Here is a 13,304-nt window from a genome sequence, read left to right on the forward strand (position 1 = left end):
TTTTGAGAATATAAAACAACAACGAAGAGGCATTATTTAAAATGCTTGGTGATAACGATTTTCATTTGTCTTTAAGCGTGAACGTATCGTTAACAAATAGAGAACAAATTAACGAAGGGGATATAGCTTTGGCTATATTTCTTGCGCAAGATAAACACAGAATATAGCCATTGCTATATATTTAAGTCATTGAGTTTTAACGAGTAACTTGTAGATCTTTTCCAGGTCGTCAATATTCTTCACCCGAACAAGCAGGCGGCGTTGTTCTAATTGCATCACCAGCACACCGTCTTCGGATAAATTCATCTCTTTAATACGGTTATATTCTATCCACACATTGGCGAAGAAAAATCCGCGGGATTTAAAAATGATTTTCGGCGTGCGGATCCAGAACAGATAAACCGCCATTAATGCCAGCGCACATAATAACCATGTGGTTAATATTGCACCATGACTGGTGACGTTATTGTAAATAAGAATAGCGATGAGACCCGCGAAGATAAACGCATCCACGCGCCCGCGTCGCAGAAGGGGAAGGGAGAGCAGCGTCTCGCCGTGACGGCGGGGCATGATGAATTCGTCATAGATCGCGTAAGCCAGAAGGGCAGCAATAAATAAAACCAGTACGATGTCCGTGACAGTCATTCATCCTCCAGATAAAAAAAACCGGGGGCAAGCCCCCGGCCTATAGCATTGAAGCTTACAGACCCAGCAGGCCGACAGCGTAGCCCGCGATACCGATGACGAAGAAGCCAACGATAATCCACAGCGGGTTCACTTTCTTACGCAGCAGCCACATGCAGGCGAAGGTTAACAGCAGCGGTACCAGGCCAGGCATCAGCTGGTCCAGAATCGTCTGCACGGTGGTGACGCGCGTCTGACCATCCTGACCGGTGATGGTCGATACCACCAGCGGGATGTTCACGTGCGTCCACTTGTTAACCAGCGCCCCCATGACAAACAGGCCGAGGATTGACGCCCCCTCAGTCAGTTTCTGCAGGAAGCCGCCGCCCATGTCCTTAACGATGTCCACCCCTTTACGGTAACCGTAGGCCACACCGTAGTAACGGGTCAGCAGGCGCACGGCGTTGAACAGGATGAAAAACAGCAGCGGGCCAAGCAGGCTGCCGCTCATCGCGATACCGGCACCCAGCGCCGCGAAGACCGGACGCACGGTGCCCCAGAAGATTGGGTCACCGACACCGGCCAGCGGACCCATCAGGCCGACTTTGATACCGTTGATGGCACCATCGTCAATCTCTGCGCCGTTCGCACGCTGTTCTTCCATCGCCAGCGTTACGCCCAGAACCGGAGCCGCTACGTAAGGATGGGTGTTAAAGAATTCCAGGTGACGCTTGATCGCCTGACGGCGCGCTTCGTTGTTTTCCGGGTACAGGCGCTTGATCGCTGGCACCATGGAGAAGCAGAAGCCCAGCGCCTGCATACGTTCGAAGTTCCATGAACCCTGAAACAGGTTAGAACGGATGAACACGCCACGAATATCACCCGGAGTGAGTTTTTTCTCGGTGGTAGTTTTTGTCATATCAACCATTTCGCTCACCTGTTAGTCCAGTTCGTTATCGAGATCGTTGTTACCAGCAGCCTGCGCTGGGGCACCCGCAACGCGGTTATATTTCGGGCTGAGCTGGATGTAGAGAATCGCCATCACCGCGCCAATCACACCCAGTGCAACCAGGTTGAAGTTGGTGAAGGCAGCGGTCACGAAGCCGAGGTAGAAGAACGGCATCAGGTAGCCTGCGCGCATCATGTTGATGACCATCGCATAACCGACAACTACGATCATACCGCCCGCGATGTTCAGACCGCCGGTGACCACTTCTGGAATGGCGTTCAGCATGCTCTGCACTTCACTGGTACCAACAGAGATCGCCACGATAACCGCCGGGATCGCGATACGCATCGCCTGCAGGAACAGGGATGATACGTGGATCCACGACAGTGCCGTGAGGTTGCCGTTTTCGGCCGCCTTATCCGCCGCGTGCTGGAAGGCAACGGTGATAGTACGAACGATGATGGTCAGAACCTGGCCAGCTGCTGCCAGCGGGATCGCCAGCGCGATACCGGCACCAATACTCTGGTGACCGGCAATAACCAGAACGGTCGAAATGATAGAGGCCAGAGCGGCATCGGGCGCAACCGCTGCGCCGATGTTCATCCAGCCCAGGGCTATCATTTCCAGGGTACCACCGATGATGATACCGGTTTTCATGTCACCCAGAACGGCCCCAATCAGCGTACAGGCCACCAGAGGGCGGTGGAACTGAAATTCATCAAGTACGGATTCCATACCCGCAATACATGCGACGACGAACACCAGCACAATCTGAAGAGTGGTAATCTCCATTGCACTTCTCCTATTACATAAACTTTATATGAGAACCGGCGCGGGCTTATTTCCCAACTTTGCCGATCAAATCCATCATTTTCAGTTTTTGATCCGTGGAAACCTTACGGGCTTCCAGTTCAATACCGCGCGCATTCAGCTTGTTGAATGCCTCGATATCTTTCGCATCGACTGAAATGGCGTTGTTGACCTGCGTTTTGCCCTGACGGAATGCCATACCACCAATGTTCACAGAGGTGATTTTCACGCCGCCTTCAACAATGCGCTCAACGTCTGTCGGGTTAGTGAACAGGAGCATCACGCGTTCACCCGCGTATTTCGGGTTGTTGTACACGCGGATCATCTTGGCGACATCCACGACGTGCGCGGTAACGCCAGGAGGAGCAACCTGAGTCAGAAGGGTTTTACGAACGGTATCGGCGGCCACTTCGTCGCTGACCACGATAATGCGTCGAACGTTGGTCTCTTTGGTCCAGCGCGTGGCGACCTGGCCGTGGATTAAGCGGTCATCAATACGCGCCAGGCCGATAACCATGTAATCGTTCGGACCCATCGGTTTTGCCGGTGCTGCCGCTTTTGGTGCCGCTGCAGGCGCAGGGGCGGGTTTTTCAACTGGCTGCGCCTTCAGGGCTTTTACCCCTTCGCGACCGGTTTCAACGGCCAGCGCCACCAGCTCATCGAACGCCGGATTGTCGTCGCGAGCCATGAAGGTTTCCACCAGCATGGGAATATTAACCCCGGCGACAACTTCATAGTGCTCTTTATCGACGACAATGCGGCTGGCGGCATTGAACGGGCTGCCGCCCCATGTATCAACGAGAAACAGCACGCCTTTGCTGGTATCCAGCTTCGCGAGTTGAGCATTGTACTTCTCTATCAGCGTCTCGGCGTTTTCACCGGGAACGAAATCGATCCAGCCGACGTTTTCCTGCTCGCCCAACAGCATCTCTGCCGTTTTGAGTAGCTGCTCAGCAGCCCAACCATGTGTGCCTATGACAATAGCAATGGTCACTTGCTACCTCCTTTTATTATCATTAATACGCCTGCCAGGCAGCCGTACTGAGAATCGTATTGGCGAACCGAATCGATTCAGATAAGGGTTAGAGTTCAAAAAAACTAAGACTTCCGCGAATTATTTTAGATAGTGAAAAAATAATTTATGTGATGAAGATCCGTAATTTAGCCACGCGTTACAGATTTATCTGTAGCGTAAAGCCGCTGTGTTACAGAACTTTGCAAAGGAACGTAAATCTTTGCTAAAAACACAGTGTCTCTGATATGTTTAGCCTCCGTTTAATAGTTCAGGAGTATAGGGCTACAGCCCACTATATGGACCGTCACCGACGTCAGTCATCTGCCAGGCCATTTCGCGCCTTATTCACCGGCGATCCTCGCCACGTATCGACTCTGTTTACCTCTGTTTTGCCCACGTTGAGTGGGGCACCGTTTCGTCATTCCTTTAGCAGGAGCTTGTCATGGAATTCTTAATGGACCCGTCAATCTGGGTGGGATTGCTCACGCTGGTGGTGCTCGAGATTGTTCTCGGCATTGATAACCTGGTGTTTATCGCCATCCTCGCGGACAAACTGCCGCCAAAACAGCGTGATAAAGCGCGACTGATTGGTCTCTCGCTGGCGCTGGTTATGCGACTGGGGCTGCTCTCCGTCATCTCCTGGATGGTCACGCTGACCAAACCGCTGTTCTCCGTCATGGACTACACCTTCTCCGGGCGTGATTTAATCATGCTGATCGGGGGGATATTCCTGCTTTTCAAAGCGACGACGGAGCTACACGAGCGGCTGGAAAACCGTCAGCACGATGATGGGCACGGTAAGGGCTATGCCAGCTTCTGGGTGGTAGTGATGCAGATCGTGGTGCTTGATGCGGTCTTCTCGCTGGATGCGGTGATCACGGCGGTCGGCATGGTGAATCATCTGCCGGTAATGATGGCGGCTGTTGTCATTGCGATGGCGGTAATGCTTCTGGCCTCGAAGCCGCTGACGCGCTTCGTTAACCAGCATCCAACGGTGGTCGTGCTGTGCCTGAGCTTCCTGCTGATGATTGGCCTGAGCCTGGTGGCGGAAGGTTTTGGCTTCCATATTCCGAAAGGCTACCTGTACGCCGCGATTGGCTTCTCGATCCTGATCGAGCTGTTCAACCAGATTGCGCGCCGTAACTTTATTAAGCAGCAGTCGAATCAGCCGCTGCGCGCCCGTACCGCAGATGCGATACTGCGCCTGATGGGCGGTCGTCGTCAGGTGAACGTCCAGTCTGATTCCGAAAACCATAACCCGGTTCCGGTCCCGGAAGGGGCGTTTGTGGAGCAAGAACGCTATATGATCAACGGCGTGCTCTCCCTGGCCTCCCGTTCGCTGCGCGGCATCATGACGCCGCGTGGGGAGATCAGCTGGGTCGATGCAAACCTGAGCGTGGATGAAATTCGCCAGCAGCTGCTCTCTTCTCCGCACAGCCTGTTCCCGGTGTGTCGCGGAGAGCTGGATGAGATCATCGGCGTCGTGCGGGCGAAAGAGATGCTGGTGGCCCTGGAAGAGGGCTTCAACGTGGAAGCCGTTGCCGCCGCGTCACCTGCGATTGTCGTGCCGGAAACGCTGGATCCTATCAACCTGCTCGGGGTGCTGCGCCGCGCTCGCGGTAGCTTTGTTATCGTCACCAACGAGTTTGGCGTGGTGCAGGGGCTGGTTACGCCGCTGGACGTGCTGGAAGCGATTGCCGGTGAATTCCCGGATGCCGACGAAACGCCTGAGATCGTTGCCGACGGTGAAGGCTGGCTGGTTAAAGGTACCACCGACCTGCACGCGCTCTCGCACACGCTGGGGCTGGAAAACGTGATCAACGATGAAGAAGACATCGCGACCGTTGCCGGTCTGGTTATCGCCGTTAACGGGCAAATCCCGCGCGTCGGAGATGTGATCGAGCTGGGGCCGCTGCACATTACGATCGTTGAAGCCAACGACTATCGCGTTGATATGGTTCGTATTGTTAAAGAACAATCAGCCCACGACGAAGATGAGTAAGCCGGCTTAGCGCAGCGGCATTAAGGGCACGATGTGCCCGTTATGATGCGCTGGCGGGGACGCGCTCCCCGCCAGCCACTTCGGAAAATCCCGTAGCGGCATGGGCCGCGCATAGAAAAACCCCTGCAGGACAGGTACGCCATGGCGGCGCAAGTAGCGCGCCTGCTCCTCCGTCTCGACCCCTTCAGCAACCAGTTCGATATTCAGCCGCTGACCCAGCGCAATAATCATATCCGTCACCGTCGAGTTCACGGCGTCGGTGCCGATGGCGGTGGTAAACGACTGGTCGATTTTCAGCACGTCCGGGTGAAGCTTTTCGAGCCAGGAGAGGGAGCTGTTCCCGGTACCAAAATCGTCAATGGCCAGCTTCACCCCTTTGCGATGCAGCTCGCGCACGATGCGATAATCCGCATCCAGCAGCGCATCCCGTTCCGTGAGTTCAATCACCAGCTGCTGGCGCGGACTGGCGCTGAACCAGAGGCGATTCAGGTCCTGTATCAACACCGCGTGACGGAAATGGCTGGCGGCGACGTTAATACCGATGTGAAAACCGGCGCTGGAAGGAAAGTAGCCTATCTGGCGCACCGTTTCGGCGATGACATAGCGGGTCAGAGGGACAATCTGGTTATGTTCTTCTGCCAGAGGGATAAATACCTCCGGGGTGATCCAACCCTGACGGGGGTTATTCCAGCGCAGCAGGATTTCCACGCCGGTGCACGCCTGGGTGCGGGCATTCACCAGCGGCTGGCAGAAAAGCTCAAATTCCCGCGCCGCAATGCCCATATCGATCTCCCACGTAAAGCTCATGCGGTTTGCCGTTGCCAGCCAGGCGAGATAGCCCAGCAGCAGGCTGAGCATGAGTCCAAGCGGCAGCTGGGCTGGCAGGCTTTTTAAGGCTAACTCTCCAGGGCCTGGCCCGCTGACCGTAATGGTGAAAGGGTTTCGGGTTGACGATTGCTGGAAAAGAGAACCTTCCTCATCAAAGGTCAGGCTGTCGCTGACGCGTTGTCCATAGCGCAGAAAGCGATCGCCTACGGTCAGCGCCACGTCATTGATGAGCGGGCGCTGGGGCTCAAGGATCATTTTGGCGATCAGATCGATATTGATGATTTCGATAACGCCAGCTTCACCGTCCTGTGAGACGGGATACCACTGGACCAATATCGGGCTATCTTTAAGCAGCCACTGGTCGGTCGATAAAATCAGCTTTGCCGTGCTGGCGGGGAGTTCTTTCAGGAAGTCGCGAACGGGCACGTTGCGGCTCCCGAAAATACTTGAGCAATACAGGATACCCTCGTTAATCAGGGCGATGGAGCGTACCGTCTGCAAAATGGCGGCCTGCTTTCGCAGCGCCAGGTGCGCCTGCGGGCAGGGCTGCCCCACCAGGGGCTGCAGCACGCTGCGGCGGTTCTCTAAAGAAAGCAGGACGTTATCAAGGGCGCGAACGGTGTGGCTGGTAAAATCGAGGATCCGCTGTTGGTTAACATTGCGCTGTGAAATAAAGCGAATGCCTAACGTCAGGATGAGCGTGAGGAGCGCAACCGTGACACAGACGATAACGCGTTTTCGGCGATAATTTTTAATGATCGTTTGTGCAGTTTGCATGAACGGTCGCCTGATAAGCCACCAGCCACAAAAGCCGGACGCAACAGTAAAAGTGTAGTGGGGAAAGCTGAAGGAGACGAGAAAGAAGAGGGAAATTCGCCCATCCGTTGCAGATGGGCGAAAGGCAGTATTAGTCGCACTGCACCTTAATGGCCAGGCCACCGCGGGACGTCTCGCGGTATTTCGCGTTCATGTCCTTGCCGGTTTCGTACATGGTTTCAATCACCTTATCCAGCGATACGCGAGGTTCGCTGGTACGGCGCATCGCCATACGTGAGGCGTTGATGGCTTTCACCGAGGCAATCGCGTTACGCTCGATGCACGGCACCTGCACCTGGCCCGCGACCGGGTCACAGGTCAGACCGAGGTTATGTTCCATACCGATTTCCGCCGCCACGCAGACCTGCTCAGGGCTTGCGCCCAGCAGCTCTGCCAGACCCGCCGCCGCCATGGAGCAGGCAACGCCGACTTCACCCTGACATCCCACTTCCGCGCCGGAGATGGAGGCGTTCATTTTGTACAGCGCACCGATGGCACCTGCCGCCAGGAAATAGCGGATATAGATGTCCGGCGTCACGGGCTCAATAAAGTGATCGTAATAGGCCAGCACTGCCGGAACGATACCGCACGCACCGTTGGTTGGCGCCGTCACGACGCGGCCACCGGCGGCGTTCTCTTCGTTAACCGCCAGGGCAAACATGTTTACCCAGTCGACCACGTTCATCGGGTCATTGGAGAACTTGTCCGTGGTCACCAGCATACGGCGCAGGGCAGAGGCACGACGCGGTACGCGCAGTGGACCCGGCAGAACGCCTTCGGTGTTCATCCCGCGGTCGATACAGGCGCGCATGGTTTGCCAGACGTTCGCAAAATAGTCTTCAATCTCTTTTTTGCTGTGCAGGGCCAGTTCGTTCTGCATCACCATGCCGGACAGTGAAAGACCGGTCTCTTTGCAGTAGCCCAGCATTTCGGTAGCCGATTTGAACGGGTACGGTACGCTGACGTCGCCGACGCTGTCTTTGCCAAAATGCTCTTCATCCACGATGAAGCCACCGCCGATGGAGTAGTACGTTTTGCTGTAAATCTCTTTTTCACCGCTGTAAGCGTGAATGGTCATGCCGTTTTCATGCAGCGGCAGGTTGTCGCTGCGAAAACGCATGCCGTCATCCTGCGGGAAATCGACTTCCTGCTGACCGTTTGCCAGCAGCAGGCGGCCGCGTGTTTCCACGTCGCGGATGAATGCCGGGATGGCATCAATATCTACGGTATCCGGCATATTGCCTGCCAGACCCATAATAATGGCGATATCGGTGTGGTGGCCTTTACCCGTTAATGACAGCGAGCCGTAAACATCCACGGCGACACGGGTAACGCTTTCCAGTAATCCTTTTTCGACCAGATCATCGACGAACTGTTTACCGGCCTTCATCGGGCCAACAGTATGGGAAGACGAAGGGCCAATTCCCACTTTGAACATGTCGAATATACTAATCACTTTCACACTCCTGACAGGGTTACCGGGGTTCCAGTAACGATGTTATAACTGCGCATAGTGTAAGAGGGAACACCGACCTCGGCTTAACTATTCACATGAATTAAACTAATGGTTAACGATGGGTTTTGCTAATAGCGCGACGCGGATCGCAAACCTGCAAAAAAGGGTGGAATGTAAAGTATAGTCAAGGTTTCAGGCCGATTTGCAGCGCCAGTTCGCGAATGATGCCCGCCGTCATGCCCCAGACAAAATAATGCTGATACCAGGACAACCAGACCCGATGGTCATGCCCGCGACGATGGATATCCAGCGGATGATAACGGCTTAGCCGGAGCGCCTCTTCAAGCGGCATTTCAAACACCGCAGACACCTCATCGACGCTGGCATGATACTGCAGGCCGGGCGGGATAATGCCCACCACCGGCGTGACCTGAAAACCGGTAACGCTGTCGACGGGCGGCAGCACGCCGATGACCTCCACAGCCTCCGGCGGAATGGCAACCTCTTCCTGCGCTTCCCGCAGCGCGGCGGCAATCAGCGAGGCGTCGGAGCTGTCTACTGCGCCACCCGGAAAGGCGACCTGACCCGCGTGCTTACGTAAATGGGGAGAACGCTGGGTGAGCAGCAGGCCCGGCTGCGCGCGACGCACGACCGGGATCAGCACGGCCGCCTGACGCTGATTCAGCGCCTCGCGGTTGACCTGCGGTCGTAATAGCTGAAAGCGAGATAAAAAATCGTCCAGCGTCAGGTTCTCTTTTTCCACCCGTGATTACTCCAGTTGTTTCAGGATATGGTTAACTTTATCAAAGGTTTCCTGATATTCCGCATCGACCTGGCTATCGGCAACAATGCCGCCCCCGGCCGAGCAGTAAAGGTTTCCGTCGCAGGCCGTCAGCGTGCGAATGGTAATGCTGGTATCCATGGTGCCGCACAGGCTGATATAGCCGATGCTGCCGCACCAGGCGTTGCGGCGGTGCGGCTCCAGCTCATCAATGATCTCCATCGCCCGCACCTTTGGCGCGCCGGTGATGGAGCCGCCCGGGAACGCGGCGCGGAGCAGATCGCAGGCGGTGCGAGAGGCAGGGAGACGCGCGGTAATGGTACTGACCAGATGATGCACCGCCGGGAAAGGCTCGACGACAAACAGTTCCGGCACGCGCACGCTGCCCGGTTCGGCGACGCGGCCAATGTCGTTACGCATCAGATCGACAATCATCAGGTTCTCGGCGCGGTCTTTCGGCGAGGCGGCCAGCTTTTCCGCCTGCTGGCGATCGGCGTCGGGATCGGCAAGACGCGGCAGAGTGCCTTTAATCGGACGGGTTTGAATCGTGCCCTCTGCCAGATGAATAAAACGCTCCGGAGACAGGCTGAGTATGGCCCCCCGTTCCAGACGGACAAACGCGCTGAACGGCGCCTTATTGCTGGCGTTAAGACGGGTAAATGCCTGCCACTCATCTCCCCGGTATGTCGCCTGGAAGCGCTGGGCGAGGTTAACCTGGTAGCAGTCACCGCTTTGCAGATACGCCTGAACGCGCGCGAATTTTTCGGCATACTCCGCTGCGCTCATATTTGAGCGCCAGCCGGAGGTGAGCGTGAACGTCTGTGCCGGTGCAGGCTGTTGCGCCTCCAGCCACGCCAGACGCGCCTGGACGTCATGATGGCTCAGCAGGGAAACCGCTTTTTTCTGGTGATCGACAATTAACGTCCAGTCATACAGCCCCACGGCCATGTCTGGCAGGGAAATATCTGCCTGCGCATGCTCCGGCAGCGTTTCGAAACGGCGACCCAGATCGTAGCCAAACAGGCCCAGTGCGCCCCCCTGAAAAGGGAAGTCCGGGTTCGGCGCAGCAGATAAGCCCAGCGCGTTAATGGCTTGCTGCAGCTGCTTCAGGGGATCGTCCGTTAACGACAGGTCATCGGTTGTCAGCGTCTTTAGCGGATCTGCCACCAGAATGTCGAAGCGGCTATAGGGATGGTCCGCATGGCCGGAATGCAGCAGCATCGCATACGGAAGATGGCTCAGGCGGGCAAACCAGAATTCAGCGGCGTCTGCACGCCAGGGCAAGGTAATAACAGTGGGGAAGCGCATGTTCATGTGTGGCATACTACCGGGCAGCGTGAAATAATTAGCGCAAATAATTTAGCAGGAGTTGACGATGTTTGCAGGTTTACCTTCTCTGAGCCATGAACAGCAGCAGAAAGCGGTTGAGCGAATTCAGGAACTGATGTCCCAGGGGATGAGCAGCGGACAGGCGATTACGGTTGTCGCTCAGGAGATTCGCGCCAGTCATTCCGGCGAGCGGATCGTGGCGCGATTCGAAGATGAAGATGAAGATCCAGAGGAGTAATCGGGCTTACACCGCCGCGATAATCTTGATCTCAACCTTATACTCCGGTTTCATCAGCGTGGCCTGTACGGTGCAGCGTACAGGCGCGTGACCCGCCACCACCCATGCATCCCAGGCTCTGTTCATCGCCGCGAAATCATCTTTGTTTGCCAGGAAAATCGTCGCATCCAGAATGCGGGATTTGTCGCTGCCCTGTTTTTCCAGCACCGCATCAATCTGTGCCAGGGTGTTAGCCGTCTGCTCGAACGCATCCGCGTCCAGGTTAGCCGGTACGCCGGTGTAGTAAAGCGTCTGGTTATGGATCACCACATCAGACCAGCGGGCTTCGGCATCAATGCGCACAATTGTCATAAACGTTTCCTCGTTATTTTTCGTCGTCAGGCGGCAAGACTGCCATATTGTTCTCCTGTCGTCACTATTTGGGGTGGCACAGGAGAGGATGGGCTGACATAATCCCTGTGCAAAAATACAGTGAGAGAGCACCGTGGCAGACGATTTTTCCCCTGAAGGTCAATTAGCGCAGGCTATTCCCGGCTTCAAGCCCCGTGAGCCTCAGCGCCAGATGGCGCACGCCGTTGCACGCGCCATCGATAAGGCTCAGCCGCTGGTGGTCGAAGCCGGAACCGGCACGGGTAAAACGTATGCTTACCTTGCTCCGGCGCTGCGCGCGAAGAAGAAGGTGATTATTTCCACCGGTTCGAAGGCGCTGCAGGATCAGCTCTACAGCCGCGATTTGCCCACGGTGGCGAAAGCGCTGAAATACAAGGGACGTCTGGCCCTGCTGAAGGGGCGCTCCAACTATCTCTGTCTGGAACGTCTTGAGCAGCAGGCGCTGGCGGGCGGCGACCTGCCGGTGCAAACCCTCAGCGACGTTATTATCCTTCGCGCCTGGGCGAACCAGACTGAAGAGGGCGATATCAGCACCTGCGCGAGCGTGCCGGAAGACTCGCCTGCCTGGCCGCTGGTGACCAGCACCAACGACAACTGCCTCGGCAGCGACTGTCCGCTGTATAAAGACTGCTTTGTGGTGAAGGCGCGCAAAACGGCGATGGATGCGGATGTGGTGGTGGTGAACCACCATCTGTTCCTCGCGGATATGGTCGTCAAGGACAGCGGTTTCGGCGAGCTGATCCCGGAGGCGGACGTGATGATTTTCGACGAAGCCCACCAGCTTCCGGACATCGCCAGCCAGTACTTCGGCCAGTCGCTTTCCAGCCGCCAGCTGCAGGATCTGGCGAAAGATTTCACCATCGCTTACCGGACCGAACTCAAAGATACCCAGCAGCTGCAGAAGTGCGCCGACCGTCTGGCCCAAAGCGCGCAGGATTTCCGCTTACAGCTCGGCGAGCCGGGCTATCGCGGCAACCTGCGCGAGCTGCTGGCGGACAAAAACATCCAGCGCGCGCTGCTGCTGCTCGATGATGCCCTGGAACTCTGCTACGACGTGGCAAAACTGTCCCTCGGCCGCTCCGCGCTGCTGGACGCGGCCTTCGAACGCGCCACGCTCTATCGCGGGCGGCTCAAGCGGCTGAAAGAGATTAACCAGCCGGGGTTCAGCTACTGGTATGAGTGCACCTCGCGGCACTTCACGCTGGCGCTCACGCCGCTGACGGTGGCCGATAAATTTAAAGAGGTGATGGCGCAAAAGCCGGGGAGCTGGATCTTCACCTCGGCAACTCTGTCGGTGAATGACGATCTGCATCACTTCACGGAACGTCTTGGCATTGAGGAGGCGGAATCCCTGCTCCTGCCCAGCCCGTTCGATTACGAAAAACAGGCGCTGCTCTGCGTTCCCCGTAATCTGCCGCTGCCGAACCAGCCGGGCGCGGCGCGCCATCTGGCCGCGATGTTGAAACCGATGATCGAGGCCAACAACGGCCGCTGTTTTATGCTCTGCACCTCTCACGCCATGATGCGTGACCTCGCCGAGCAGTTCCGCGCCACCATGGCCTTACCGGTGCTGCTGCAGGGAGAAACCAGCAAAGGCCAGCTGTTACAGCAGTTTGTCAGCGCCGGAAATGCCCTGCTGGTGGCAACCAGCAGCTTCTGGGAAGGGGTGGACGTGCGCGGCGATACGCTCTCGCTGGTGATCATTGATAAGCTGCCATTTACCTCTCCGGACGACCCGCTGCTGAAGGCGCGGATGGAAGACTGCCGTCTGCGCGGGGGCGATCCGTTTGACGAGGTACAGCTGCCGGATGCGGTGATTACCCTCAAGCAGGGGGTAGGGCGATTAATCCGCGACGTTACCGATCGCGGGGTGCTGGTCATTTGCGATAACCGGCTGGTGATGCGTCCTTACGGGGCAACCTTCCTCGCCAGCCTGCCGCCCGCGCCGCGGACGCGGGACATAAAACGCGCGGTGCGTTTCCTGGCAAACCCAACGGCGGAGTAATTTACCCCGGAGTGTGCTAAGATGCGCGCCATTTTGTGACTGACCCTTGCGAGAGCGCGAC

The 13,304-nt window shown here is 56.5% G+C and carries 13 protein-coding genes; 4 read left to right on the plus strand and 9 right to left on the minus strand.

Annotated elements, in window-relative coordinates:
* Positions 1 to 186 precede the first annotated feature (186 nt).
* From BJ885_RS12760 to manX, 4 genes are read right to left on the minus strand one after another with little or no spacing between them, the layout of a single operon-like run.
* Positions 187 to 645: a DUF986 family protein gene (locus BJ885_RS12760; RefSeq protein ID WP_121932072.1), complete on the minus strand. Its 459-nt coding sequence runs from the start codon at positions 643 to 645 to the stop codon at positions 187 to 189.
* Positions 646 to 700: 55 nt separating this feature from the next.
* Entirely contained in the window at positions 701 to 1,552 is an 852-nt protein-coding gene (locus tag BJ885_RS12765) for a PTS mannose transporter subunit IID (RefSeq protein WP_006810994.1), read from the minus strand.
* Positions 1,553 to 1,564: 12 nt separating this feature from the next.
* On the minus strand, positions 1,565 to 2,365 hold the full coding sequence (gene manY / locus BJ885_RS12770) for a PTS mannose transporter subunit IIC (RefSeq protein WP_008500490.1): 801 nt from the start codon (positions 2,363 to 2,365) through the stop codon (positions 1,565 to 1,567).
* Between the two features lie 46 nt (positions 2,366 to 2,411).
* Positions 2,412 to 3,377, minus strand: coding sequence for a PTS mannose transporter subunit IIAB (gene manX / locus BJ885_RS12775; RefSeq protein ID WP_032658500.1), 966 nt, complete (start codon positions 3,375 to 3,377; stop codon positions 2,412 to 2,414).
* Between the two features lie 317 nt (positions 3,378 to 3,694).
* Here manX and BJ885_RS23580 point away from each other — a divergent pair, with 317 nt between their 5' ends.
* Entirely contained in the window at positions 3,695 to 3,853 is a 159-nt protein-coding gene (locus BJ885_RS23580) for a protein YoaL (protein WP_404851393.1), read from the plus strand.
* Positions 3,841 to 5,400 carry a CNNM family cation transport protein YoaE gene (gene yoaE / locus BJ885_RS12785; RefSeq protein WP_121932073.1) on the plus strand — a complete coding sequence of 520 codons (1,560 nt, stop codon included), beginning with the start codon at positions 3,841 to 3,843 and terminating at the stop codon, positions 5,398 to 5,400. Before BJ885_RS23580 ends, yoaE begins: the two co-directional genes overlap by 13 nt.
* 6 nt (positions 5,401 to 5,406) lie before the next feature.
* On the opposite strand, the gene BJ885_RS12790 is transcribed toward yoaE, so the two are convergent.
* From BJ885_RS12790 to pabB, 4 genes are all read right to left on the minus strand, one after another.
* Positions 5,407 to 7,005, minus strand: coding sequence for a cyclic diguanylate phosphodiesterase (locus tag BJ885_RS12790; protein ID WP_029742002.1), 1,599 nt, complete (start codon positions 7,003 to 7,005; stop codon positions 5,407 to 5,409).
* Between the two features lie 130 nt (positions 7,006 to 7,135).
* Positions 7,136 to 8,500 (minus strand): L-serine ammonia-lyase, encoded by a 1,365-nt coding sequence (gene sdaA / locus BJ885_RS12800; protein ID WP_023312197.1) that lies wholly within the window; start codon positions 8,498 to 8,500, stop codon positions 7,136 to 7,138.
* Positions 8,501 to 8,684: 184 nt separating this feature from the next.
* Positions 8,685 to 9,263, minus strand: coding sequence for a CoA pyrophosphatase (locus BJ885_RS12805; RefSeq protein WP_023312196.1), 579 nt, complete (start codon positions 9,261 to 9,263; stop codon positions 8,685 to 8,687).
* A gap of 6 nt (positions 9,264 to 9,269) precedes the next feature.
* Positions 9,270 to 10,595: an aminodeoxychorismate synthase component 1 gene (gene pabB, locus BJ885_RS12810; protein ID WP_121932075.1), complete on the minus strand. Its 1,326-nt coding sequence runs from the start codon at positions 10,593 to 10,595 to the stop codon at positions 9,270 to 9,272.
* 61 nt (positions 10,596 to 10,656) lie between these two features.
* Between pabB and BJ885_RS12815 the strand changes: the two genes are divergently transcribed.
* On the plus strand, positions 10,657 to 10,848 hold the full coding sequence (locus BJ885_RS12815) for a YoaH family protein (RefSeq protein WP_023336068.1): 192 nt from the start codon (positions 10,657 to 10,659) through the stop codon (positions 10,846 to 10,848).
* A 6-nt stretch (positions 10,849 to 10,854) separates the two neighbouring features.
* On the opposite strand, the gene BJ885_RS12820 is transcribed toward BJ885_RS12815, so the two are convergent.
* The gene (locus BJ885_RS12820) at positions 10,855 to 11,199 is read right to left on the minus strand and encodes a RidA family protein (protein WP_029742004.1); all 345 of its coding nucleotides are present in this window, start codon (positions 11,197 to 11,199) and stop codon (positions 10,855 to 10,857) included.
* Between the two features lie 133 nt (positions 11,200 to 11,332).
* Here BJ885_RS12820 and BJ885_RS12825 point away from each other — a divergent pair, with 133 nt between their 5' ends.
* On the plus strand, positions 11,333 to 13,243 hold the full coding sequence (locus BJ885_RS12825) for an ATP-dependent DNA helicase (RefSeq protein WP_121932076.1): 1,911 nt from the start codon (positions 11,333 to 11,335) through the stop codon (positions 13,241 to 13,243).
* Positions 13,244 to 13,304: the final 61 nt, after the last annotated feature.

Source organism: Enterobacter sp. WP_7_1, assembly GCF_003688535.1.
GTDB classification, from domain to species: Bacteria; Pseudomonadota; Gammaproteobacteria; order Enterobacterales; family Enterobacteriaceae; genus Enterobacter; species Enterobacter asburiae.

Bases quoted from the DNA above. Each gene is read 5' to 3' on its own strand.
- BJ885_RS12815 (WP_023336068.1), top strand. From the start codon at position 10,657: ATGTTTGCAGGTTTACCTTCTCTGAGCCATGAACAGCAGCAGAAAGCG.
- pabB (WP_121932075.1), bottom strand. From the start codon at position 10,595: ATGAACATGCGCTTCCCCACTGTTATTACCTTGCCCTGGCGTGCAGAC.
- BJ885_RS12790 (WP_029742002.1), bottom strand. From the start codon at position 7,005: ATGCAAACTGCACAAACGATCATTAAAAATTATCGCCGAAAACGCGTT.
- manY (WP_008500490.1), bottom strand. From the start codon at position 2,365: ATGGAGATTACCACTCTTCAGATTGTGCTGGTGTTCGTCGTCGCATGT.
- BJ885_RS12765 (WP_006810994.1), bottom strand. From the start codon at position 1,552: ATGGTTGATATGACAAAAACTACCACCGAGAAAAAACTCACTCCGGGT.
- BJ885_RS12760 (WP_121932072.1), bottom strand. From the start codon at position 645: ATGACTGTCACGGACATCGTACTGGTTTTATTTATTGCTGCCCTTCTG.
- BJ885_RS12820 (WP_029742004.1), bottom strand. From the start codon at position 11,199: ATGACAATTGTGCGCATTGATGCCGAAGCCCGCTGGTCTGATGTGGTG.
- yoaE (WP_121932073.1), top strand. From the start codon at position 3,841: ATGGAATTCTTAATGGACCCGTCAATCTGGGTGGGATTGCTCACGCTG.
- BJ885_RS23580 (WP_404851393.1), top strand. From the start codon at position 3,695: ATGGACCGTCACCGACGTCAGTCATCTGCCAGGCCATTTCGCGCCTTA.